At 64.6% G+C, this 22,245-nt stretch carries 21 protein-coding genes and 1 tRNA gene; 16 read left to right on the forward strand and 6 right to left on the reverse strand.

Annotation, left to right across the window (positions count from 1 at the left end; genetic code table 11):
• Positions 1-11: 11 nt before the first annotated feature.
• Complete coding sequence (locus JAO75_RS21930) at positions 12-1,340, forward strand: MFS transporter (protein WP_199051339.1); 1,329 nt, start codon at positions 12-14, stop codon at positions 1,338-1,340.
• Here JAO75_RS21930 and JAO75_RS21935 read toward each other — a convergent pair.
• Positions 1,295-2,434: a transglycosylase SLT domain-containing protein gene (locus JAO75_RS21935; RefSeq protein ID WP_199051340.1), complete on the reverse strand. Its 1,140-nt coding sequence runs from the start codon at positions 2,432-2,434 to the stop codon at positions 1,295-1,297. The two genes, JAO75_RS21930 and JAO75_RS21935, sit on opposite strands and share 46 nt — an antisense overlap.
• 445 nt (positions 2,435-2,879) lie before the next feature.
• Here JAO75_RS21935 and JAO75_RS21940 point away from each other — a divergent pair, with 445 nt between their 5' ends.
• Positions 2,880-3,656: an ABC transporter substrate-binding protein gene (locus JAO75_RS21940; RefSeq protein ID WP_246742650.1), complete on the forward strand. Its 777-nt coding sequence runs from the start codon at positions 2,880-2,882 to the stop codon at positions 3,654-3,656.
• Between the two features lie 12 nt (positions 3,657-3,668).
• Here JAO75_RS21940 and cobU read toward each other — a convergent pair whose 3' ends face one another.
• Both cobU and JAO75_RS21950 read right to left on the reverse strand, forming a co-directional pair.
• Positions 3,669-4,214, reverse strand: a complete 546-nt coding sequence (cobU, locus tag JAO75_RS21945; RefSeq protein ID WP_199051342.1) for a bifunctional adenosylcobinamide kinase/adenosylcobinamide-phosphate guanylyltransferase — start codon at positions 4,212-4,214, stop codon at positions 3,669-3,671.
• Between the two features lie 6 nt (positions 4,215-4,220).
• Positions 4,221-5,612 carry a PAS domain-containing protein gene (locus JAO75_RS21950; RefSeq protein WP_199051343.1) on the reverse strand — a complete coding sequence of 464 codons (1,392 nt, stop codon included), beginning with the start codon at positions 5,610-5,612 and terminating at the stop codon, positions 4,221-4,223.
• Positions 5,613-5,873: 261 nt separating this feature from the next.
• On the opposite strand from JAO75_RS21950, the gene JAO75_RS21955 reads away from it, so the two are divergent.
• The 8 genes from JAO75_RS21955 to phoB all read left to right on the forward strand — a co-directional run bounded on the left by JAO75_RS21955 (position 5,874) and on the right by phoB (position 13,729).
• On the forward strand, positions 5,874-6,938 hold the full coding sequence (locus JAO75_RS21955) for a lysylphosphatidylglycerol synthase domain-containing protein (RefSeq protein ID WP_199051344.1): 1,065 nt from the start codon (positions 5,874-5,876) through the stop codon (positions 6,936-6,938).
• Between the two features lie 57 nt (positions 6,939-6,995).
• Positions 6,996-8,294, forward strand: a complete 1,299-nt coding sequence (locus tag JAO75_RS21960; protein WP_199051345.1) for an ATP-binding protein — start codon at positions 6,996-6,998, stop codon at positions 8,292-8,294.
• Between the two features lie 191 nt (positions 8,295-8,485).
• The gene (gene pstS / locus JAO75_RS21965; RefSeq protein WP_199051346.1) at positions 8,486-9,529 is read left to right on the forward strand and encodes a phosphate ABC transporter substrate-binding protein PstS; all 1,044 of its coding nucleotides are present in this window, start codon (positions 8,486-8,488) and stop codon (positions 9,527-9,529) included.
• Between the two features lie 36 nt (positions 9,530-9,565).
• Positions 9,566-10,540: a phosphate ABC transporter permease subunit PstC gene (pstC, locus tag JAO75_RS21970; RefSeq protein ID WP_199051347.1), complete on the forward strand. Its 975-nt coding sequence runs from the start codon at positions 9,566-9,568 to the stop codon at positions 10,538-10,540.
• 10 nt (positions 10,541-10,550) lie between these two features.
• A complete protein-coding gene (gene pstA, locus JAO75_RS21975; RefSeq protein WP_199051348.1) occupies positions 10,551-11,456 on the forward strand; it encodes a phosphate ABC transporter permease PstA in 906 nt (301 codons plus the stop codon).
• Positions 11,453-12,271, forward strand: coding sequence for a phosphate ABC transporter ATP-binding protein PstB (gene pstB, locus JAO75_RS21980; protein ID WP_199051349.1), 819 nt, complete (start codon positions 11,453-11,455; stop codon positions 12,269-12,271). Before pstA ends, pstB begins: the two co-directional genes overlap by 4 nt.
• Before the next feature lie 25 nt (positions 12,272-12,296).
• A complete protein-coding gene (gene phoU / locus JAO75_RS21985; RefSeq protein WP_199051350.1) occupies positions 12,297-13,010 on the forward strand; it encodes a phosphate signaling complex protein PhoU in 714 nt (237 codons plus the stop codon).
• Positions 13,011-13,012: 2 nt separating this feature from the next.
• Complete coding sequence (gene phoB, locus JAO75_RS21990; protein WP_199051351.1) at positions 13,013-13,729, forward strand: phosphate regulon transcriptional regulator PhoB; 717 nt, start codon at positions 13,013-13,015, stop codon at positions 13,727-13,729.
• A gap of 78 nt (positions 13,730-13,807) precedes the next feature.
• On the opposite strand, the gene JAO75_RS21995 is transcribed toward phoB, so the two are convergent.
• Positions 13,808-14,347 carry a GcrA family cell cycle regulator gene (locus tag JAO75_RS21995; RefSeq protein WP_199051352.1) on the reverse strand — a complete coding sequence of 180 codons (540 nt, stop codon included), beginning with the start codon at positions 14,345-14,347 and terminating at the stop codon, positions 13,808-13,810.
• Between the two features lie 373 nt (positions 14,348-14,720).
• On the opposite strand from JAO75_RS21995, the gene JAO75_RS22000 reads away from it, so the two are divergent.
• Genes JAO75_RS22000 through JAO75_RS22010 form a run of 3 tightly spaced genes read left to right on the forward strand, consistent with a single transcriptional unit; the run spans position 14,721 to position 17,844 of the window.
• Positions 14,721-15,929: an acetylornithine transaminase gene (locus JAO75_RS22000; protein ID WP_199051353.1), complete on the forward strand. Its 1,209-nt coding sequence runs from the start codon at positions 14,721-14,723 to the stop codon at positions 15,927-15,929.
• Complete coding sequence (argF, locus tag JAO75_RS22005) at positions 15,926-16,852, forward strand: ornithine carbamoyltransferase (RefSeq protein WP_199051354.1); 927 nt, start codon at positions 15,926-15,928, stop codon at positions 16,850-16,852. The genes JAO75_RS22000 and argF overlap by 4 nt, the downstream gene beginning before the upstream one ends.
• Positions 16,849-17,844, forward strand: coding sequence for an Hsp33 family molecular chaperone (locus JAO75_RS22010; protein WP_199051355.1), 996 nt, complete (start codon positions 16,849-16,851; stop codon positions 17,842-17,844). Before argF ends, JAO75_RS22010 begins: the two co-directional genes overlap by 4 nt.
• Before the next feature lie 144 nt (positions 17,845-17,988).
• Here the strand turns inward: JAO75_RS22010 and argE are convergent, their stop codons facing one another.
• Both argE and apaG read right to left on the reverse strand, forming a co-directional pair.
• Complete coding sequence (gene argE / locus JAO75_RS22015; protein ID WP_199051356.1) at positions 17,989-19,161, reverse strand: acetylornithine deacetylase; 1,173 nt, start codon at positions 19,159-19,161, stop codon at positions 17,989-17,991.
• 8 nt (positions 19,162-19,169) lie between these two features.
• Positions 19,170-19,562: a Co2+/Mg2+ efflux protein ApaG gene (apaG, locus tag JAO75_RS22020; RefSeq protein ID WP_199051357.1), complete on the reverse strand. Its 393-nt coding sequence runs from the start codon at positions 19,560-19,562 to the stop codon at positions 19,170-19,172.
• A gap of 89 nt (positions 19,563-19,651) precedes the next feature.
• On the opposite strand from apaG, the gene JAO75_RS22025 reads away from it, so the two are divergent.
• From JAO75_RS22025 to JAO75_RS22035, 3 genes are all read left to right on the forward strand, one after another.
• A complete protein-coding gene (locus JAO75_RS22025; RefSeq protein WP_199051358.1) occupies positions 19,652-20,278 on the forward strand; it encodes a CDP-alcohol phosphatidyltransferase family protein in 627 nt (208 codons plus the stop codon).
• Between the two features lie 75 nt (positions 20,279-20,353).
• On the forward strand, positions 20,354-21,445 hold the full coding sequence (locus JAO75_RS22030) for a 2'-deoxycytidine 5'-triphosphate deaminase (RefSeq protein ID WP_199051360.1): 1,092 nt from the start codon (positions 20,354-20,356) through the stop codon (positions 21,443-21,445).
• 53 nt (positions 21,446-21,498) lie between these two features.
• A tRNA-Gly gene (locus JAO75_RS22035) sits at positions 21,499-21,573 on the forward strand.
• The last annotated feature ends 672 nt before the right edge of the window (positions 21,574-22,245 follow it).

Genomic DNA, 22,245 nt, shown 5'->3' on the forward strand with positions numbered 1-22,245 from the left:
TCGATCCGATCGTGAACTCCTCCCTCGCTCTCATCTGGACCATTACGGCCGCCACGACCTTGCTCCAGGCCGGAAACGGTCTGCTGCAGGCCCTGATGCCGCTGCGCATGCAGGCGGAGGGTATTTCCGTCGCATCCATCGGCGTCGTGGCCGCAGCCTACGGCGTGGGGTTCTCGACAGGCTGCTTTCTTGCTCCGAGCTTCATTCGCCACGTAGGCTACATCAGGGCCTTTGCCAGCCTGGCGGCGGTGGTGTCCGTTCTGATCCTGGCCATGACGCAGGCGCATTCGACGCTGGCGTGGATCCTGCTGCGGGGACTGACGGGCGTCACGCTCGCCTGCATCTTCACCGTGACCGATGGCTGGATCAGTGCCCGCGCGACATCGAGCCATCGCGGTCGGATTCTCTCCATCTACATGATCTGCACCAAGGTCGCCCTGATGCTGTCGCCGCTCGGGATCAGCTTCGGTGACATCCGCACGGATGGATTGTTCATGGCGGTGAGCGCGTTGATGACGCTCTCGCTTCTTCCCATCGCGGCGACCACGACCAAGGAGCCGAATGCCCCACAGGGTGTCCGGATCGAGGTCAGGAAGCTGTTCGCTACGGCTCCCTCCGCTGTGGTCGGAGCCTTCGTGGTCGGCCTGGTCAATGGCCCGGTTGTCGCGATCACGCCGGTGTTCGGCGTCAGTATCGGGTTGAGCCAGGATCAGGCGGCAGCGCTTCTCTTTGCCCTGCAGGCGGGAAGTCTCGCGATGCAATGGCCGCTCGGTTGGCTCTCCGATCGCGCCGACCGGCGCTACGTGATCGCAGGGTTGGCCCTGGGGGCGAGTCTGGTCTCACTTCTGATCCTCTGGGCCAGCGCGCAGAACGCAAGCCTGCTGATCCTATGGTCGTTTGCGGCCTGGGGCGGACTCGCCCTGTGCATCTACTCGGTCTGCGTCGCCCATGCCTGCGATATCGTCGAGCCGGGGGAGATCGTGTCCACCGTCGGCACCCTGCTGTTTTCCTGGGCGACCGGGGTAACCGTCGGTCCCTTACTCGGGGCGCTGGCCATGGAGGTTCTTGGACCTCAGGGACTTTTCATCTATGCCGCCTTGGCTTCACTGGGCCTTGCCGTCTTTATCGTGATGCGGATCGCCAAGGTGCAGCGCCCGCCGGCCAAAGGCGGCTTCGCCGACATCGCGCCCACCAGTTCCGCCTCGGCGGGGCTGGCGCCTCGGGCGGAGATCGGCCCGGAGGACCCGCAGCAGCCTTACCTTCCTGGCTTGGAGGGAGCGGCGGAGGCTCCCGATCAGAACGGAAGGTCGCCCGCCACCCGGGTCGAGACGTCGCCGTAGCGGTTGAGGCGCTTGTCGATCATGTCGTCGATCTTGCCGTAGACCTCCGCCACGCTGAGCTGGCGGGTCTTCTTGCCGTCCTTGGTGAAGAACAGGGACTTGTTGGACTTCGCGGCTGCCGGGAAGGCGGCGGGCGCGCTCTTCTTCGGAGTGTCGTCCACCAGGGCGATGAACTTGCTGGCGCTGTCCACGCCGAAGAAGTGGGACATGTAGAACTCGGACCGGCTGAGCTTGCGGCCGAGCCGCCCCTCGATCTTCGCCTTGTCGCGCTTCATCATCTCGGCAGCCATGAGAGACGAGATGTAGGGATTGCGGCGCAGCCCGAGGATGTGCTCGCGCATGGTTTCGTCGGCCACGGACAGCTTGCCGCCGTTGCTCTCGATCGCCTTGGCTTCCGCAATCATGCCATGGGCCGGCCCGAAGGAGCGCACGACCTCGAGCCATGTGCTCGTGATGAACTGGAACAGGCCCACGGCCGAGGATGTCGAGGCCTTGTTGCCCGGCAGGAAGCTCGATTCCTTGTCCGCGAGAGCCATCATGTAGACAGGGTCGGCACCGGTCAGCTTGGAGGCGCGCAGGATCGTGTCGACGATCCACACAGGAACGCGCATCTCCTCGAATTCCATGTAGTCGGTGAGTTCCCGCGACACGGGTTCGTCGTCTTCGCTGCCTTGCGCAACGGGCGGATTGGTCAGGGGAATGGAGAGGATGATCTGCCGCTGCAGATCCCCTTGGCTGGTCTCGGCCGCCGGCACGGAGGCGATGGCCTCCAGCGGATCCGACGAAACGGCTAGCGGCTTCTCGGGCTGGCCCGGAACCTTGATGGCATCTGCGCCGGCATCGAACGCTGCCGGAAGAGTGGATTTCTGCTCCGCGGCCGTGGCGGATTCGGGCATGGAAGCGGCGCCGAGAGCCAGCGTCATGCAGGCGCCAAGGCCGAGCATCCTGGTCAGGTTGAGCAGGGTCTGGCCCCCTTGAAGAGCGGTGCGTTTCTGAGTCGTGCGGCGGCCCTGAAAGCTGCCGTGCTTTCCGGAATCGAGGCAAATGGCCTTCTGCTGGCATGCGTCGTCAGACGCCGTCAGAGCAATCTGCATATTGAAGAAGCCCCCTAGAAATGCGCCGCTTCACTGCCAAGACAGGTTTGCGGTTGTTCTTCGTTCAAGTGAGGTGAGTATGTGCGTGCCAGATATGTCCAGAATGGGTCAGCTTAACGGTCGTTTTGGACTTTGTTCCCACCTGCGACCTTTTGCAACTATCCGTATGCAGGGGATAATCTTCGAGAGTTCTCCAGTGTTTAAGGGAATACAGGTGCGAAAACGCTTCCGAAGCCAATGGTCTTCTAAATCGTGCGGGTCATTCGGCCGCACCTAGGAAATTGCTCAGGTTGCCATGGAGCGGGGCGACCTGCTTTGCTCTGAGGGGCACAGCGTTTAGTGAGCAGGCACTCACGGGTGCTGCGGAATGATCTCAATGCCTTGTCACAGCCGTTCTGTCGGACTCAGTCTTCTGATCGGCTGCCTCTTGGGCGTCTCGGCGGCCATGGCTCAGCCAAAGCCGCAGCGGGTGGCCTCTCTCAATCTGTGCACGGACCAGTTGCTGCTGGCGCTGGCCGATCGGCACCAGATCGCATCCTTGAGCCGGCTTTCCCGCGACCCCTCGGTCTCGTTCATGTCAAAGCAGGCCGCGGAATTGCCCCTGAACGCGGGTGGAGCGGAGGCCCTTCTGTTCAGCAAGCCGGACCTTGTTCTGACCGGCACCTACGGTCAGCAGGATCGGGTGGCCATCCTGAGGCGGCAGGGTCTGGACGTTCTCCAGCTTGGGCCTTGGTCGGGACTGGCGGAGGGACGCGAGCAGATCCGGATCTTGGCGAACAGGCTCGGCCATGCGGATCGCGGCGAAGCCCTGATCGCGGGGATCGATGCGGCCCTGGATCGAGCCAGGGATGCTGTCCCGGATGGGCGCAGCATTCTGGTCTACGAACGAGGAGGGTGGGTGACAGATGCCCGTTCGCCTTTGAGCGAGGTGCTCATGCAGATGGGCTTCACGCTCCACCAGGAGGTTCTCGGCCAAAGCCATGGCGGTGTCGTGCGCCTGGAGACGATTGTCACCGCTCCACCGGACTTCATGCTTGTCGATGCAGGATCCCTGCGGGCAATCGACAACGGCACGGCTCTGTTCGCCCATCCCGCCTTAGCCGCCGCCGTGCCGCACGAGCGGCGCCTTGCCGTTCCGGGCCGTCTCACGATCTGCGGAGGTCCGTCCACGCCCGCCATGATCGAGGCCCTGACCGCTGAGGCGAGGGCCAAGCTGCCCTGAAACTCAGCGTGTTCAGGCCAGCCTCAGATCCAGCGGAGGGGCCGGCTTCAGCAGGATCGGGCAGCCCGCCGCCACGAAGACCACCGCATCGCAGGCTTCCGCGATCTTCTGGTTCAGGCGCCCCTGCTCATCGCGAAAGGACCGCCCGAGAGGCGTCGAGGGCACGATGCCCTGGCCGACCTCGTTCGACACCAGGATGAGAGGGCCCTGGGCTTCCCGAACCGCGCCGATCAGCCGGTCGGCCTCGTGGGACGGGTCCCGTTCGGCGAGCACGATGTTGGAGAGCCAGAGGGTGAGGCAATCGACGAGTACGGCTTTCCCAGAGCCGGTCTGAGCCCGGACGGCTTGCGGCAGCTCCAAGGGGGCGTCCACCGTCTGCCAGGAGCGGTCGCGCTCTTGGCGATGAAGCGCGATGCGCTCGCGCATCTCGTCGTCGAAGGCTTGCGCCGTCGCAACATAGATCCGCTGCGACGAGGCCTGCTCGGCAAGCTGCAGGGCGGTGCGGCTCTTGCCGGAGCGCGCTCCGCCCAGGACCAGGACACGACGATACACAGGCATGGCCGGTCAGGCGCTCAGCCGGCTGACGGGGATGATCATGTGAACGCGCAGGCCCTCCGGCCGCCATTCCCGTTCGAGAGTGCCCCCGAGTTGCCCGGCAATGCTCCTCTGGGAGAGCTGCGTGCCGAACCCCTCGAAGCTTGGAGGGGCCTCGATGGGCGGTCCGCCGCTTTCGGTCCATACGAGGTCCACGTCTTCGCCCTGGAGCGTCCAGCGGATGGTGAGCTCGCCCTCCTCGCAGGAGAGACAGCCATACTTGGCTGCGTTGGTGGCAAGCTCATGCAGCACCAGGGCAAGGCTCGTCGTCGTGTTGGAGCCCACGGCGACGCTGGGCCCCTCGATGACAATCCTGTTCTGGCCGGACTGCCTGTACGGTTCGAGGACAGCCTCGATCAGGCGGGAGAGTTCGACGTCGGTGCCGGCACCGGGCTCGGCCAGGGAGGACGGCTGTACCAGCTCGTGGGCCCGTGACAGGGCGCTCAGGCGCCCTCGCAGGGCCGTGGCCATGTCCTTGGGATCCTTGGCGGTGCGGGCCGTCATCGACACCATGCCGTTCGCGATGGCGAACAGGTTCTTCACCCGATGATTGAGTTCCCTGGTCAGGAGTTTCTGCGCCTCCTCGAGAGCGTGGCGCTCCGTGATGTCGCTGATCACGCCATAGAGGCTGACGGCGCGGCGCGTGCCGCCGTCGCTCACATGAAGGGCCTGCCCGTGAGAACGGAACCAGCGCAGGCTCCCGTCGGGAAGCTGCGCCCGGTAGCGGTTGTCGTACCGGCCGTCCGAATCCGGAGCGGCCGCGGCGGCGATCCGCGCCTTCGCGTCCTCCCGATCCTCGGGGTGGATCATGTTCAGGGCCTTATCGAGCGGGAGGCTGTACAATCCGTTGTGAGGGAGGTGGTAGAGGGCGCAGCTTTCCTCGTCCCAGGTGATCTGGTTGTTGGCCAGATCGATCTGCCAGGTTCCGAGATGGGCAGCCTCCAGAGCCAGGCGGTACTGGCTCTCGAGCATCCGGGCGGCTTCCTCCGTCTTCTTCTGCTCATCGATATTGGTGCTCGTACCGAACCAGCGGGTGATTTTGCCGGTGAGGTCCTGGATCGGGATCGCGCGGCTCAGAAACCACTTGTGGTCTCCTGCGGCGTTCCTGATCCGGTGTTCCCATTCATAAGCCTCTCCGGATTCGAGGGAGCGCTGCCAATGGTCCCGGACTTCAGCGAGATCGTCCGGGTGAACGGATTCCTGCCATCCGTCGCCCAGGATCTGCTCGCCTGAGCGGCCCGTGAATTCACGCCAGCGGCGGTTGACATAATCGACATAGCCATCCGGTCGGGACGACCAGACGAGTTGGGGCAGAGACTCCGCCAGAACGGCATATTGGGTTTCTGTATCCTTGAAATCCACGCAGAACTCCCGGGCCACCCATACGGCCAAAGTCACTCACAATCCGGCTTCGCTTAAGAAGCATTGTTGTAGGCCTTTTTCGAGGCTGACAACCCACATCGGCCTCAATGTGCATTTTCTCGGCGCAAAGAGTAGCGCCGGTCCTGTGAAACCATTAAAAGGCCGCCTGCGTCTGGCGGTTCTCCTCGCCAGCGCCTAGATGCAGGACAGCCCACGCACCCGATGCGACCTTTCCTCCGCCGAGGCTGATTGACAGTTTTCATGAACGATATGAGCGCCCGTCCGGTGTCACCGCCGGAAATGTCATCTGCCGAAGCTCTCCATCCGAAGGAGCGCCGCTCCCGCCGGTTTGCCTGGATCGGGATGGCCGCGAGCATTCTCCTGTTCGGCGCCTCTCTGGTGGTTCTCTGGCACATGGTGTCGGAGATCGACGTCAATGAGCTGAAATCCGCCTTCACGGCGGCCAGCCCGCGTCAGATCGGGCTGGCGGTGCTCTTCACCGCCATCAGCTATGGCCTGCTGACCTGCTACGACGCCATTGCGCTACGCCAGCTCAAGCTGCAGATCCCCTATCGCACCACGGCGTTGGCTTCATTCACGAGCTATGCGGTGAGTTTCACCCTAGGATTCCCGCTGCTCACCGCCGGAACGGTCCGCTACTGGATCTATTCGCCCAAGGGCGTGAAGCCGGGACGAGTGGCAAGCCTCACTGTGATCGCAGGTGTCACCTTTTGGCTCGGTATGGCGCTCGTGCTCGCCTGGAGCCTCATCAGCCAGGCCGACGAGCTGGCGAGCCTCGTCTACACCCATATCTGGATGAACCAGCTCGTTGGATTGGGCGCCGCCGTTTTCGTCGTCACCTACATGGTCTGGGTTTCGCTGAAGCGCCGCTCCGTCAAGATCCAGGGCTGGAAGCTGGAGCTGCCGGGCTTTCGCCTGTCCATGGCCCAGATCCTGATCGGCGCCGGCGATGTCTGCGCAGGCGCGGGGGTTCTCTTCGTGCTCCTGCCGGGCGGACATGGTATCAATTTCGAGACCTTCGTGGCCGTCTATATCTTCGCGGTGATGCTGGGGGTGGCAAGCCATGCGCCGGGCGGCTTGGGCGTCTTCGAGGCCACCATCCTGCTCGCCCTCTCGAGCTATCCCCGCGAGCCGGTCCTGGGCGCGCTGCTTCTCTACCGCCTGTGCTATTACCTCGTTCCCTTCGTGATCGCCCTCGCGCTCCTGGGCGGCTACGAGATCCGCAACCGCATCCGGGCGGCCCGGCTCGCATTCAAGCCGGAAGATGATGAGGTCGTAGCCGAGGCGGAGCTTGGCGGGAGATGACACCCGCTGGCGCCTGCCTTAAAGAAGGCGGGCCATTCCTTCGAGACCTCCCGTTCCATGAGCGATCCCGACGATCCGACGCCGGAACCCAGAATCCAGGGCGCCACACTCCTGCGTGATGCAGCCCTGCGGGCCGCAGTGGTCACGTGCTTCGTCATGGTAATTGTCGCGCTCGTGCGGGGCGGCGGAGATGCCTGGCTTCTGCTCTGGGCCGCCATCGCCATGCTCGCCGGCTTCGTGGTTGCCGGGCCGAAGCGCAGCCTCGGTGTCGGGGTCCGTTCGCAGCCGAGCAAGCCCCAGCCATCGAGCGTCGCCGAGGCGGTTCTGGCCCAGATCCCAGATCCGGTCATTCTGGTGGACCAGCGCGCCGTGGTCATCGAGGGCAACAAGGCCGCCTACGGGCTCCTGGGCGGGTTGAAGACCGGGCATCCCCTGTCCTTCGCGCTCCGCAGCCCCGACGTGCTCGATGGCATCCAGAGAGTCCTGGAGAAGGGCGAGCCCCTGAAAGTGGAATACTCGGAGCGGGTTCCCACCGAGCGCACCTTCGAGGTGCATATCGGTCCCCTCCAGGCTGATGCGCCCAGCACCGGCGTTCAGGCTGGGGTCGTCCTGTTCTTCCGCGATCTCACCTCGGCCCGCCGCCTGGAGGCCATGCGGGCCGACTTCGTGGCCAATGCGAGCCACGAACTGCGTACCCCGCTGGCCTCGGTGCTCGGCTTCATCGAAACCCTGCAGGGCCCGGCGCGCGACGACGTGAAGGCTCGGGAGCGTTTCCTCGACATCATGAAGGGGCAAGCCGAGCGCATGAAGCGCCTGATCGACGACCTTCTGTCCCTGTCGCGGATCGAGATGCGGGCCCATCTCTCGCCGACCCAGACGGTCGATCTCGCCTCCATTGTCTCGCAGATGATTGAGACACTGTCGCCCATGGCCCGGGAAAGGGGCGTCGTCATCCAGGCCAGGCTGCCCGGGCAGCCTATCCTGGTGCGCGGCGACCGCGACGAGCTTCTGCGCGTGGCGGAGAACCTGATCGAGAATGCCGTGAAGTATGGCGAGAGCGGCGGCAGGGTGGACATAGAGATCGACACCATCGGAAGCTCCCACGGCGAGCAGGGCCCGCATGTCACATTCGCTGTCCAGGATTACGGGCCTGGCATTGCGCCCGAGCACCTGCCGCGCCTGACCGAGCGGTTCTACCGGGCCGATGTGGCGCAGAGCCGCGACAAGGGCGGAACGGGCCTGGGGCTCGCCATCGTCAAGCACATCGTCAACCGCCACCGGGGCCATTTCGACATCGCGAGCGAGCCGGGGCAGGGCGCCCGGTTCACGGTGACGCTTCCCGAGGCCCGCTCCTGATCGGGCCAATATTCCCCAGGCCGGGAATCGGGCCGCCTCAAGGGGTCTTTTAGGGATCCTTCGGGGGTGTCATGTAATTGTCATCCAACTGTCGTAGAGGAGACATCCGTCGGGCCTAGCTGTCCCATCGCGTGACACGGTCCAAGGTTTTGACGCCGCCTGTTGCGCTTGAATGAACAGGAGACTTAACCGTGAAGATCATGTCCTTCGCCATTGCGGCCGGCCTTGCCGTCGCGAGCCTTACGACCACGGCCTCTGCCGCTGACATCACCGGCGCAGGCGCGACATTCCCGTTCCCGATCTACGCCAAATGGGCCGAGGCCTACAACAAGGAGACGGGCAACCGGCTGAACTATCAGTCCATCGGCTCCAGCGGCGGTATCCGCCAGATCCGGGCCAAGACCGTCGACTTTGGCGCGACCGATGCTCCTCTCAAGGGTGAAGACCTCCAGAAGGACGGCTTCGTGCAGTTCCCGGCCGTGATGGGCGGCGTCGTGCCCGTCTACAACATCCAGGGCGTTTCCGCCGGCCAGCTCAAGCTGACGGGCGAAGTTCTGGCCGACATCTTCAACGGCAAGGTCTCCAAGTGGAACGACCCCAAGATCGCCCAGCTCAACCAGGGCGTGAAGCTCCCCGACGCGTCGATCACCCCGGTCTACCGTTCTGACGGATCGGGCACCACCAACGTGTTCACCACCTACCTGTCCCAGGTCTCCGATGCCTGGAAGAGCGGCCCTGGCATGGGCTCCTCGGTGCAGTGGCCGGTCGGCCAGGGCGGCAAGGGCAATGAGGGCGTCGCGGCTCTCGTGAAGCAGGTGCCGAACTCGATCGGCTATGTCGAGTACGCTTACGCCAAGCAGAACAACATCCCGTTCGCCCAGCTGCAGAACAAGAACGGCAAGTTCGTGTCGCCCGACTCCAAGACCTTCCAGGCTGCTGCTGCCGGCGCCGATTGGAAGTCGGCTCCCGGCTACGGCATCTCGCTGACCAACCAGCCCGGCGAGGAGGCTTGGCCGATCACGGCTCCGACCTTCATCCTCGTTCCCAAGAATCCGGAGAAGCCGGAGCAGGTGGCCGAAGCGCTGAAGTTCTTCGACTGGTCCTTCAAGAACGGCGATCAGATGGCGCTCGAACTCGACTACGTGCCGCTGCCCGCGCAGCTCAAGGACCAGGTGCGTGCCACCTGGGCCGGCGAGATCAAGAACGCCTCGGGCCAGCCGGTCTACAAGCAGTAAGTCTGACCTGATCTCACCAACATAGCGGATCGGCGAATGGTAGCTCTCTCGCAAGAACGTCTCGTTTCGAGCACGGATGCCCCTGTTCGCCGGTTCTCTCCACCGACTTTCGACCGGATCTTCCGCTTCGCAAGCCTCGCATCGGCCCTCCTGGTGCTGATCGTGCTCCTGGGGATCATCGGCTCGATGATCTACGGCGGCTGGCCGGCCTTCAGTGAGTTCGGCCTCAGTTTCATCACGTCGAGCGTCTGGAACGTCAACGAAGACCAGTACGGCGCCTGGGTGGCCATCGTCGGAACGCTCACGACGGCATTGATTGCCCTCGTGATCGGCGTGCCCCTGTCCCTTGGCATCGCGATCTTCCTGACCCAGCTCTGCCCGCCCTGGCTCAAGCGTCCGGTGGCCACGACCATCGAGCTGCTCGCGGCCGTTCCCAGCATTATCTACGGCATGTGGGGCCTCTTCGTCTTCGCGCCCCTCTTTGCCAAGTACGTGCAGATCCCCGTCTCCAACATCGTCGAGGGAATGCCGATCATCGGCACGATCCTGTATGCGCGCACGCCCTCCGGCGTCGGCATTCTGACGGCAGGGATCATCCTGGCGATCATGATCATTCCGTTCATCGCCTCGATTGCGCGCGACATTCTCGACCAGATCCCGTCCGTGCTGCGTGAAAGCGCCTACGGGATTGGCTGCACCACCTGGGAGGTGGTGCGCAACGTGCTCGTGCCCCAGGCCGGTGTCAGCATCATCGGGGCGATCATGCTCGGCCTCGGCCGCGCGCTCGGTGAGACGATGGCCGTGACCTTCGTGGTCGGCAACGCGAACCGGCTATCGGGCTCGCTCTTCGATCCGGGCTCGACCATCGCGTCGCGGATCGCCAACGAGTTCAACGAGGCCATCGGCCTGCAGCTGAACGCGCTCATGGCCCTGGGCTGCATCCTGTTCCTGGTGACGTTCACGGTGCTCGTGCTCGCTCGTCTGCTTGTGTCGCGGGTCAAGGTGGGTTGAGGAGGCGATGATGGACACTGCTCTGCAACATCGGTCGGTAACGGAACCGACGGCCGCTCCCGCGCCCTGGGGGCGGGTGCGCCGCAGCCGCCACCTGGCGGACCGCGCCCTCAAGATCATCTGCACCCTGTTTACGATCCTGGGTGCGTTTGTCCTCGGCTGGATCCTGCTGATGCTGCTCATCGAAGGGATCGGCGGCCTGTCGCCGGCGGTCTTCACCGAGACGACGCCAGGACCGGGGAGCCAGGGCGGGGGCATTGCCAATGCCATCGTAGGCAGCCTGATTCTGACCTTTCTCGGCATCGTCGTGGCAACGCCCGTCGGCGTGCTGGCCGGCACATACCTGGCCGAGTACGGCAAGACCTCGAAGCTTGCGGAAGTCATCCGCTTCGTGAACGACATCCTGCTCGCGGCACCCAGCATTCTCATCGGCCTCTTCGTCTACATGCTCATGGTGCAGCCCATGGGCGGCTATTCCGGCTGGGCCGGCGGCGTGGCGCTCGCGATCATCGCCGTGCCGGTGATCGTGCGCACCACCGAGGACATGCTGCGCCTCGTGCCGGGTTCGCTTCGCGAGGCCGGTGCCGCGCTCGGTGCGCCCATGTCGACCGTGATCATCAAGATCAGCTGGAAGGCGGCTCGCGCCGGCATGGTCACAGGCGTGCTGCTGGCCACCGCCCGCATCGCCGGTGAAACCGCCCCTCTGCTCTTTACCGCCCTCAACAACAATTTCTGGTTCAACCCAAACCTGATGGGTGGCGTCGCCAACCTGCCGGTCATGATCTACCAGTTCGCTCTCTCTCCTTATGAGAACTGGCGCGAGCTGGCCTGGGCCGGCGCTCTCATCATCACCATGTCGATCCTGGCGCTGTCGGTCGTGGCACGCCTGCTCCTGAGGAAGGATAAAGTCCGATGAGCACGATTGCCCTCAACACGAGCAGCGCCGTTGGAAAAGCCGCCGCTGGAAATGCCGAAGCGCCGGTGCGCATCGCCGTGAGAGACCTGAATTTCTATTACGGCGACTTCCGCAGCCTCAAGGACATCAATCTCGACTTCTACGACCGGCAGGTGACGGCCCTTATCGGCCCGTCCGGCTGCGGGAAGTCGACGCTGCTGCGCACCTTCAACCGGATCTACAGTCTGTATCCCGAGCAGCGCGCCGACGGCGAGATCCTGCTCGACGGCCAGAACGTGCTCTCGCCCTCCATCGACGTGAACGAGCTGCGGGCCCGCGTCGGCATGGTGTTCCAGAAGCCAACGCCGTTCCCGATGTCGATCTACGACAACATCGCCTTCGGCATCAAACTCTATGAGCGTCTGCCCAAGTCCGAACTCGACGGCCGCGTCGAGGAGGCCCTGCGCAAGGCGGCCCTGTGGGACGAGGCGAAGGACAAGCTGCGCCAGTCGGGCATGAGCCTGTCGGGCGGCCAGCAGCAGCGCCTGTGCATCGCGCGAACCATCGCGCAGAAGCCCGAAGTGATCCTCCTCGACGAGCCGACCTCCGCGCTCGATCCGATCTCCACCGGCAAGATCGAGGAGCTGATCGAGCAGCTCCGCGCCGAGTTCACCATCGTGATCGTCACGCACAACATGCAGCAGGCGGCGCGCATCTCGCAGTTCACGGCCTTCATGTATCTGGGAGAGCTCGTGGAGTTCGGCCCCACGACCAAGATGTTCATGAAACCGAGCAAGAAACAGACGCAGGACTACATCACGGGCCGCTTCGGCTGATCGAAGCGGTTCACGGAGGACTTCCATGTCAGAGCATATCGTTAGCTCCTACGATGCCGATCTCCAGGGGCTCCGGCAGCGCATCGCCGAAATGGGCGGCATCGCCGAGAAGATGCTGGTCGATTCCGTTGCCGCGCTCGCCCGCCACGACAAGCCTCTGGCCCAGGCGGTGATTGCCTCCGATCCGCGTCTCGACGTTCTCCATCGCGAGGTCGAGGAGAACGCCATCCTCACCATCGCCCGCCGCCAGCCGCTGGCGGTCGACCTGCGCGAGACCATCTCGGCCATCCGCATCGTCGGTGACGTGGAACGCATCGGCGATCTTGCCAAGAACATCGCCAAGCGGGCGCTCGCCATCGGCGACGACTTCCAGCCGCACAAGATCGTGGTCGGCCTCCGGCACATGAACGACTTGGTGATGGCGCAGCTGAAGGACGTGCTCGACGCCTATGCGCAGAAGGACACTGCGAAGGCGCTCGATGTGTGGAAGCGCGACGGCGCCATCGACGCGCTCTACACCTCCCTGTTCCGGGAACTTCTAACCTATATGATGGAAGACCCGCGCAACATCTCGTTCTGCACGCATCTTCTCTTCTGCGCCAAGAACATCGAGCGCATCGGCGACCACACCACCAACATCGCCGAGACCGTGCACTACCTCGTCACGGCCGAGACGCTCGCCATCGACCGGCCCAAGAACGACCGCTCCATCGATACGACGATCGAGGCGGGAGCCTGACCATGGGGCCACGCGTTCTGATCGTGGAGGATGAGGAGCCCTTGATGCTCCTCCTGCGCTACAACCTCGAGGCCGAGGGCTACGAGGTGGACAGCGTGTCCCGCGGTGACGAGGCGGAGATCCGCCTGCGCGAGCAGATCCCGGACATCGTGCTGCTCGACTGGATGCTGCCCGGGTTGTCCGGCATCGAACTGTGCCGGCGCATCCGCGCCCGGTCGGAAACCGAACGCCTGCCGGTGATCATGCTCACGGCCCGCGGCGAGGAGGGCGACCGCATCCGCGGGCTCTCGACCGGCGCCGACGACTACATCGTCAAGCCCTTTTCCGTGCCGGAGCTGCTGGCGCGGGTGCGCGCACTCCTGCGCCGGACGAAGCCTGCCTATATCGCCACCCTGCTCAGGGCCGGCGACATCGAGCTCGACCGCGAAACCCACCGGGTGCGCCGCGCCGGCCAGGAGCTGCACCTGGGCCCCACGGAATTCCGCCTTCTGGAATTCCTGATGCAGAGCCCGGGTCGTGTCTTTTCCCGCGAGCATCTGCTCAATGCGGTCTGGGGCCACGACGTCTATATCGACGAGCGCACAGTCGACGTGCATGTGGGCCGCCTGCGCAAGGCCATCGGCCTGCCGCGCAAGCCCGATCCCATCCGCACGGTGCGCGGCGCCGGCTATTCCTTCGACGAGACCTTCGCCCGCGAGGATCAGCCGCTCGAGGCCTGAGGCGTCAGGGCGCTGGACACAAAAAAGAGCCGCGCTGAGGCGATCAGCGCGGCTCTTGTGTTTTGGGTGCGATGAGGCTTATGCCCGGGCGAGCTTGCGGTCGCGCTTGCGGTCGGCCACCGGCTGGTAGGCGACGCGGGCATGGTGGGTGCAGTAGGGCAGGCCCGTGATGGAGCGGGCCCCGCAGAAGCGGAATTCTGGCTTGGTCGGGTCGCCCATGGGCCAGCGGCACATGGACTCGCGCAGGTCCATGATGGTCACGCGCTCGGAGACCGGAACGGCCAGGTCGTCCTCGACATAAACTTGCGGCTCAGCTGCCACCGGCTGGAGGGCGATGGGGGCGATGACCACATTGTTGTTGTGCGGCTGGGGCGGCAGGGGAGCCGGGGCGCTCGGCGCGCGGGTCGCCTTGCGGGGGCGGGCGGCTGCGGCCGAGGCGGCCGGCCTCGCGTCCTTGGCGCGGCCGGACAGGCCGAGGCGGTGAACCTTGCCGATGACCGCATTGCGGGTCACGTTGCCCAGCTCGGCGGCGATCTGGCTCGCGCTCAAACCGTCGGTCCAGAGCTTCTTCAGGAGCTCGACCCGCTCGTCCGTCCAAGTTGCGCCCGCATCTATCATTTTCAATCTGCCTCCTTCGGAGGCGGCCTCCAAACATCAGAATCCCGGATACATCGCGGACAGGGTTTTTGTGTCCGACCGCGCTGTGAGGGTCACTCCTGAGGGTGAATGCCGCCGCACGAATGCCGTGCTTGACTGACCCGAAGTTACAGGATGGGTGGACTCCGGCGCAAGAGTCCCCGAACAGGCCCTGTCGTTTTCCCCAAGGAACTCCTCGGGGCAAAAATTCCCTTGTGATGAGTCACTTCATTTCTCTTGAATTGACAGGGTCCCGCACCTCGGTAGAATCCCGATCCGTGCCGCCCCCGCTGGGGCGGCGCTTTCTTTTTCGGATCCAGGTGCGACCTTGGGTCCTTGGAGGCGGAGACAACCTGTGACATCGCCATTGCTGCCGACCTATGCCCGTGCCGAGCTGTCCTTCGAGAAAGGGGAGGGTCCCTGGCTCTTCGGCCGAGATGGCGAGCGATATCTCGACTTCGGGGCCGGCATCGCGGTCAACGCCCTGGGCCATGCCCACCCGCACCTCGTCCAGGCCCTGACGGAGCAGGCCTCCAAGGTCTGGCACACCTCCAACCTCTTCCAGATCCCCGAAGGGGAGCGGCTGGCGAGGCGCCTGGTCGAGAACACCTTCGCGGACGTGGTCTTCTTCTCGAATTCCGGCGCCGAGGCCAACGAGGCGGCCATCAAGATGGCCCGCAAGCATCATTCCGTGAACGGTCATCCGGAGCGCTTCCGCATCGTCACGTTCGAGGGCGCCTTCCACGGCCGGACGCTGGCGACCATCGCGGCCGGCGGCCAGGCCAAATATATCGAGGGCTTCGGCCCGAAGGTGGACGGCTTCGATCAGGTTCCCGTCGAGGATCTCGACGCCCTGAAGGCCGCGATCGGCCCCGAGACCGCGGCCCTCATGATCGAGCCGATCCAGGGCGAGGGCGGCATCCGCACGGTCTCGAACGCCTTCCTGCGCGAGCTGCGCCATCTGTGCGACAGCCACGGCCTGCTCCTGATCTTCGACGAGATCCAGACCGGCGTCGGCCGCACCGGCAAGCTCTTCGCCTATGAATGGACCGGCGTGACGCCCGACATCATGTCAGTCGCCAAGGGCATCGGCGGCGGCTTCCCCATGGGCGCCTGCCTTGCGACAGTCGAGGCTGCCAAGGGCATGACGGTCGGCACCCACGGCACCACCTTCGGCGGCAACCCGCTCGCCATGGCGGTGGGCAATGCGGTGCTCGACGTAATCCTGGAGCCCGGCTTCCTGAAGGAGGTCGAGCGCAAGGGCCTGCTGCTCAAGCAGCGCCTTGCCGAGCTGAAGGACCGCCACCCCGGCGTCATTTCCGACGTGCGCGGCCATGGCCTCATGATGGGCCTGCGCAGCGTCGTGCCCAACACCGAGTTCATTGCCGCCGCCCGGGCCCAGAAGCTGCTTCTGATCGGCGCCGGCGACAACGTGGCCCGTCTCCTGCCGCCGCTGATCATCAGCGATGTGGAGATCTCCGAGGCCGTCAACCGCATCGAAGCCGCCTGCGCGGCCATTGAAGCTGGGCAGCAGAACGTCTCCCAGCGGGGAGCCGTTCAATGAAGACCCGTCACTTCCTCGATCTCAGCGATTTTTCGGGAGCCGAGATCCGGAGCCTTCTGAGGATCGGCTCCGACCTCAAGGCCAAGCGTCGCCGCGGCGAGAAGGCCAAGGAGCGCCCGCTCGAGGGCAAGGTCCTGGCCATGGTCTTCGACAAGCCCTCCACCCGCACTCGTGTCTCCTTCGACGTCGGCATGCGCGAGCTGGGCGGCGAGACCCTGATGCTCACCGGCAAGGAGATGCAGCTCGGCCGTGGCGAGAGCATCGCCGACACGGCCCGCGTCCTGTCCCGCTATGTGGACGCCATCATGATCCGCACCCTTGATCATGCCATGGTGACGGAACTGGCCCAGTATGCCTCGATCCCGGTGATCAACGGCCTGACCAAGACGACGCATCCGTGCCAGATCATGGCCGACATCATGACCTTCGAGGAGCATCGCGGCTCCATCGAGGGCAAGACGGTCGCCTGGACGGGCGATGCCAACAACGTGCTCGCCTCCTGGGTCCACGCGGCGGCGCGCCTGGATTTCACCCTGAAGATCGCCTCCCCGCCGGAACTTGCGCCGCGCCCGGAGCTTTTGTCCTGGGCGAAACAGGAAGGGGCCAAGATCAGTGTGACCACCGATGCCTTCGAGGCCGCCGAGGGTGCCCACGCGGTCATCACCGATTGCTGGGTCTCCATGGGCGACGACGACGAGTTCCGCCGCCAGAACCTGCTGAAGTCCTATCAGGTCAACGGCAGGCTCATGGGCGTGGCCGACAAGGACGCGATCTTCATGCATTGCCTTCCCGCCCACCGGGGCGAGGAGGTCACCGATGAGGTGATGGACGGTCCGCAATCCGTGGTCTTCGACGAGGCCGAGAACCGGCTTCACGCACAGAAGGGCATCCTGGCCTGGTGCCTTGGAGCAGCAAACGCATGAGTTCAGCCTCGTTTGAAGGTAATGACGACGTCGTCCTCCCCTTCGCGGTCGAGCCCCTCGACGTGCGCGGGCGCGTGGTGCGTCTCGGCCCTTCCATCGACACGATCCTGGCCCGCCACGGCTATCCCGACCGGGTGGCCCGCGTCATCGGCGAGGCGGCGGCACTGACCGTCATGCTCGGCGCGTCCCTCAAGCTCGAGGGACGTTTCCAGTTGCAGACGAAGACCGACGGCATCATCGACATGGTGGTGGTGGACTTCAACGCGCCGGACCGCCTGCGCGCCACGGCCCGCTTCGACAAGGACCGGCTGGATGCCCTCGATTCAGCAGCCGTGACGACGGGCGAGCTTCTGGGTTCCGGCTACCTTGCCATGACCATCGACCAGGGCTCCGACCGCAGCCGTTATCAGGGCGTCGTCGCCCTCGAGGGACAGGGCTTCGAGGAGGCCGCGCACCAGTATTTCCGCCAGTCGGAGCAGATCCCGACCCAGGTGCGCTTGGCCGTGGCCGAGCAGTTCGAGAACGGGCGCCACACCTATCGCGCCGGCGGCCTGATGATCCAGTTCCTGCCATCCTCCTCCGAGCGTCTGCGGCAGGCCGATCTCGATCCCGGCGATATCCCTGAGGGCCACCCGTCGAACGATCTCGGCACGCCTTCCGAGGACGATGCCTGGCTCGAGGCCAAGTCGCTGATCGGCACCGTCGAGGATCACGAGCTGATCGATCCCGCCGTGTCGAGCGAGACGCTTCTCTATCGCCTGTTCCATGAGCGCGGCGTGCGTGTCTTCGAGGGCCAGCACGTGCACGAGGAATGCACCTGCTCGCATGAGCGCATCATGAGCATGATGCACCGCTTCTCGACTGAGGACCGCCGCGACATGGTGGGCGACAACGGCCGCATCGGCATCACCTGCGAGTTCTGCTCGCGCTTCTACGATCTGGATCCGGCGGAAGTCGAAGCCGAGATCGCCAAGTCGGAAGCATCCCAATAATTCCTTCTCAACACACACTCACCTCATCCTGAGGAGGTCGCGGAGCGACCGTCTCGAAGGAGTTTCCAGAGAGCGCTGGAGCCTCCTTCGAGACGCAGCCTCACGGCTGCTCCTCAGGATGAGGACAGAGTGTTGCGAACGGTCTTAGGAACTCGCGCAGGCCGACGCGAGCCGGCGCATGAAGGCCACGCCCGCCTCCAGCTGGTCCAGGGTGATGTACTCGTCGGGCTGATGGGCCTGGTCGATGGAGCCCGGACCGCAGACCACCGTTGGAATGCCCGCTGCCTGATAGTGTCCCGCCTCGGTGCCGAAGGGAACGGTCTGCGTGTGGTTCTTCCCGGCAAGGCGCAGGGCGAGAGTTTCCGCGAAAGATCCCGGCTCCGGCGCAAGGCCCGGAACGGAGACCTCGAGCTTCGTCTCGATCCGTCCGAACTCGCCGAAGCGGTTGAGGCGCTTGATGGCGACATCCTGGGCGAACCTTTCGAGGCGGCTCGGGATCTCCTGCGGATCGAGGCTCGGCAGGCCCCGGAACTCCCAGTGGAAGCTGCAGGATTTCGACAGGATGTTGCGGGCCGTGCCGCCCGCGATCGTGCCCACATGTACGGTCGTGTAAGGCGGGTCGAAGCGGCCGCTCGTGTCGCCGCGCTCCATCATCTCGTCGCCGATGCGGTTGAGCTCCGCAATCAGGTCGGCCGCCGTCATCACGGCGCTCGCGCCGAGATAGGGCTTCGACGAATGCGCCTCGAATCCATGCACGGTGGTGCTGAAGGTCACGACGCTTTTGTGCGCATCCACCACTTCGAGCATCGTCGGTTCTCCGACGAAGACAGCCTTCGGCAGCGGCAGGTCGTGCCCGAGACGGCGAATGGCGTCGACGACGCCGAGACAGGTGGTCTCCTCGTCATAGGAGAGCATGATGTGGATCGGCGTGACGAGGTTCGCCTGCAGGAATTCCGGAACCATGGCGAGCGCGAGCGCGTCGAAGGCCTTCATGTCCACCGCGCCGCGTCCATAGGCGCGCCCGTTCTCCACCCGAAGCGTAAAAGGATCTGTCGTCCAGGCCTGGCCCGTCACAGGCACCACGTCCGTGTGGCCGGACAGCACGATGCCGCCGCGATCCTGCGGGCCGATTGTTGCATAGATGGCCGCCTTGTCGCCGGCCTCGTTCGGCAGGCGCACGTAAGGCACGTTCCAGCTCTGCAGGTAGCCTTCCACGAACTCGACGAGCGGCAGGTTGGATTTCGAGCTCACCGTGTCGAAAGACACGAGCTTCGCCAGCATTTCGAGCGGCGTCAGCCGCTGACCGTTGGGGGACATCGGGATCCTCAGTGCAGCACGCGTTTTGCGCGCGGAATGTCGAGTGAAAAGGCGGGGATTTCGGCATCGAAGGTTTCGCCGCCCGCGGTCTCCATCAGGTAGGTGCCCTGCATGGTGCCGCTTGGGGTCGTCAGGGGGCAGCCGCTCGTGTAGCTGAAGCTCTCGCCGGGCCCGAGCACCGGTTCCTCGCCGACCACACCCGCGCCGCGCACTTCCTGCACATGGCCGTTCTCGTCGGTGATCCGCCAGTGCCGGGCGCGCAGCTGGACCCGCTCCAGGCCCGTGTTGATGATCTCCACCGTATAGGCAAAGAAATAGCGGCTATCGTCGGGGGAGGACTCTTCGGGCATGTAGCGGGGCGTTACCGTCACAGAGATGCCGCGGGTCACGGCCTTGTACATGAGACTGCCTTCAGCCAGTAGAGGAGTTCGTCCCGCCCGTGGTAAGGCCGTCCTCACGCCTCGTCAATCGAGGCAGGGGAGAACGGGCGATGCTCGACGGATGGGTGCGGCGCAGGATCGATCCGCCGCTGGATCGGCTGGGGCAGGGCCTTGCGGGGATGGGGATCTCCGCCGATGCCACGTCCCTGGCGGGACTGGGGCTCGGGCTCGCAGCGGCCCTCATGATCGCCCTGCAATTCGACGGGGCCGCCCTCGTCCTGTTCGGGCTCAACCGGCTGCTCGACGGTCTTGACGGCGCCATTGCCCGCTCGACCCGGCGCACGGATCGGGGCGGCTTTCTCGACATCGTGCTCGATTTCACGATCTACGGGGCCATCCCCCTGGCCTTCGCCCTGCGGGACCCCGATGCCCTCGCGCTGCCGGCGGCGGTCCTCCTGTTCTCCTTCTATGTCAATGGAGCGAGTTTTCTCGCCTTCGCGGCGGTTGCCGCCAAGCGCGGGATGAGCAGCGATGTCCGGGGCATCAAGTCGATCTATTTCACGGCCGGCTTCATGGAGGGCACGGAAACGATCCTGTTCTTCGCCGCCATGATCCTGCTTCCCCAGCACTTCGCGATCCTGGCCTATGCCTTCGCCGGGCTCACCCTGATGAGCGCGCTGGCGCGGGTCACCCTGGCCTGGCACGCCTTCCGCGACGAGCCCGAGGAAAGCGATTGAGAATTCCGTAACAAGGCTTAGAGGATACTGACAGGCTCAATACTTTCAGGACGGCAGGGCTCTCGGATGACGGATATGGTTGCGTTGAAGGACGGGATCCAATCGGCTGATGCCATCATGCGCCTGGCGGAGGCGGGAGCCATCAAGCCGGAGACGCCCTTCGCGTCCGACCAGGTTCAGCCGGCGAGTTTGGATCTCCGGCTGGGGCGTCGGGCCTATCGCGTCCGCGCCAGCTTCCTGCCGGGGCGCAATCACACGGTCCAGGACCGCCTTGACCAGCTGAGCTTCCACGAGATCGACCTGGGCCGCGGCGCCATTCTGGAAACCGGCAGCGTCTATATCGCGGAGCTCCAGGAGGAACTGGCCCTGCCGGAGGATCTCTCGGCGGCGGCGAACCCCAAGAGCTCGACCGGCCGCATCGACGTCTTCACCCGGGTCATCACCGACCACAGCCAGGAATTCGACACGATCGGCGCCGGTTATCGCGGCCGCCTCTATGCCGAGATCTCGCCGCGCACCTTCCCGGTGCTGGTCCGGACGGGAACGCGCCTGTCCCAGCTGCGTCTGCGCAAGGGCGAGGTGCGCCTGAGCGACGCCGAGCTTCTGGCGCTCCACCGCAGCGAGCGGGTGGTGGCCTCCGCCGAGCCGTCCATCCAGGATGGCGTTGCCGTGAGCGTGGATCTGGCAGGCTTCGGGCCTGACAACCTGATCGGCTACCGGGCCAAACGCCATACGGGCCTCGTCGATGTGGACAAGCCGGGCTCCTGCCGCGTCGCCGATTTCTGGGAGCCGCTTTATGCGGATGCCTCCCGCACCCTGATACTGGATCCGGGCCAGTTCTATATTCTTGCCTCCAAGGAGGCCGTGCACGTGCCGCCGGACTATGCCGCCGAGATGGTGCCGTTCGATCCTCTCGTGGGCGAGTTCCGCGTCCACTATGCCGGCTTCTTCGATCCGGGCTTCGGTCATGCGCAGGCAGGAGGGGAGGGGGCCCGGGCCGTGCTCGAGGTGCGCTCCCGCGATGTGCCGTTCATCCTGGAGGACGGGCAGATCGTCGGGCGCCTCGTCTATGAGCGCATGGCCGAGCGCCCCAAGGTGCTCTACGGCGCCGGCGCGGGATCGAACTACCAGGCGCAGGGGCTGAAGCTCTCGAAGCATTTCCGGTAATCCCTTCTGCCCCCTTGCCGGATCGCCGAAAGGCCGGATATGAATAAAGGCGCGCGGGCGTAGTTCAGAGGTAGAACGTCAGCTTCCCAAGCTGAATGTCGTGGGTTCGATTCCCATCGCCCGCTCCAATCCCCCCTTACGACCGGTGCGGCTTCTCGCGGGAGCCCGATCTGCGAGCCCTCCCGGGTCAGTGGAATAGAAAGCTCCCGGAAGGTCATTGTCGGGTGTTGACAAACAAGCCGGGAATCGACATATCCGCAGCCCCGCCGGAATTCAGTTCGGGCGAGCTTCAATCTCAAAAGACGCCGACGCTACCGAGATCCCTGGATCTCGCCGTTCGATCGGGTCTCGATCAAGGTCTCGACAGATCCTGATCAGCGGCACGAGCCATGGACGCCAGTATCTGGCAATCTTCCTTGGCTCCTCTGACGGAAAATCGAGGTATCCAGATCGATCTCGTCGATCTGGATCGAGTAAACGCAAAAGCGGATACGCTTTTGCGAACGCTGAAGCTTGCTTGAATACTGAACGATGGCGCCAGGCGATGCCGAATTCGAAAAATTATTCGGAAAAGGTGTTGACCTGCGGAAGGGGTTCGGTTAGAACATCTTCATCGGCGGCGCGGTTCTTGTGGACTGGCGCCGGGGAAGGCTTCAAGCTCTGGACGGCCCGCAAGGGAAGCCGGGGTGCTTGGGGTTCTTTCCAGTCTCCTGGCGAGACAAATGCTCTTTGACATTGTTGAGAGGGGAAGAGAAGCGTAGGCGGCGGTGTCCTTGCGGGCAGTTCATTGGACTGCTGTA

The organism is Microvirga splendida, assembly GCF_016427565.1.
GTDB classification, from domain to species: Bacteria; Pseudomonadota; Alphaproteobacteria; order Rhizobiales; family Beijerinckiaceae; genus Microvirga; species Microvirga splendida.

What these genes read in the sequence shown, in the direction of transcription:
- JAO75_RS21935 (WP_199051340.1), bottom strand. Translation starts at nt 2,434, where the DNA reads ATGCAGATTGCTCTGACGGCGTCTGACGACGCATGCCAGCAGAAGGCC.
- JAO75_RS21940 (WP_246742650.1), top strand. Translation starts at nt 2,880, where the DNA reads ATGGCTCAGCCAAAGCCGCAGCGGGTGGCCTCTCTCAATCTGTGCACG.
- cobU (WP_199051342.1), bottom strand. Translation starts at nt 4,214, where the DNA reads ATGCCTGTGTATCGTCGTGTCCTGGTCCTGGGCGGAGCGCGCTCCGGC.
- JAO75_RS21955 (WP_199051344.1), top strand. Translation starts at nt 5,874, where the DNA reads ATGAACGATATGAGCGCCCGTCCGGTGTCACCGCCGGAAATGTCATCT.
- JAO75_RS21960 (WP_199051345.1), top strand. Translation starts at nt 6,996, where the DNA reads ATGAGCGATCCCGACGATCCGACGCCGGAACCCAGAATCCAGGGCGCC.
- pstC (WP_199051347.1), top strand. Translation starts at nt 9,566, where the DNA reads ATGGTAGCTCTCTCGCAAGAACGTCTCGTTTCGAGCACGGATGCCCCT.
- pstA (WP_199051348.1), top strand. Translation starts at nt 10,551, where the DNA reads ATGGACACTGCTCTGCAACATCGGTCGGTAACGGAACCGACGGCCGCT.
- pstB (WP_199051349.1), top strand. Translation starts at nt 11,453, where the DNA reads ATGAGCACGATTGCCCTCAACACGAGCAGCGCCGTTGGAAAAGCCGCC.
- phoU (WP_199051350.1), top strand. Translation starts at nt 12,297, where the DNA reads ATGTCAGAGCATATCGTTAGCTCCTACGATGCCGATCTCCAGGGGCTC.
- phoB (WP_199051351.1), top strand. Translation starts at nt 13,013, where the DNA reads ATGGGGCCACGCGTTCTGATCGTGGAGGATGAGGAGCCCTTGATGCTC.
- JAO75_RS21995 (WP_199051352.1), bottom strand. Translation starts at nt 14,347, where the DNA reads ATGATAGATGCGGGCGCAACTTGGACGGACGAGCGGGTCGAGCTCCTG.
- argF (WP_199051354.1), top strand. Translation starts at nt 15,926, where the DNA reads ATGAAGACCCGTCACTTCCTCGATCTCAGCGATTTTTCGGGAGCCGAG.
- JAO75_RS22010 (WP_199051355.1), top strand. Translation starts at nt 16,849, where the DNA reads ATGAGTTCAGCCTCGTTTGAAGGTAATGACGACGTCGTCCTCCCCTTC.
- argE (WP_199051356.1), bottom strand. Translation starts at nt 19,161, where the DNA reads ATGTCCCCCAACGGTCAGCGGCTGACGCCGCTCGAAATGCTGGCGAAG.
- apaG (WP_199051357.1), bottom strand. Translation starts at nt 19,562, where the DNA reads ATGTACAAGGCCGTGACCCGCGGCATCTCTGTGACGGTAACGCCCCGC.
- JAO75_RS22025 (WP_199051358.1), top strand. Translation starts at nt 19,652, where the DNA reads ATGCTCGACGGATGGGTGCGGCGCAGGATCGATCCGCCGCTGGATCGG.
- JAO75_RS22030 (WP_199051360.1), top strand. Translation starts at nt 20,354, where the DNA reads ATGGTTGCGTTGAAGGACGGGATCCAATCGGCTGATGCCATCATGCGC.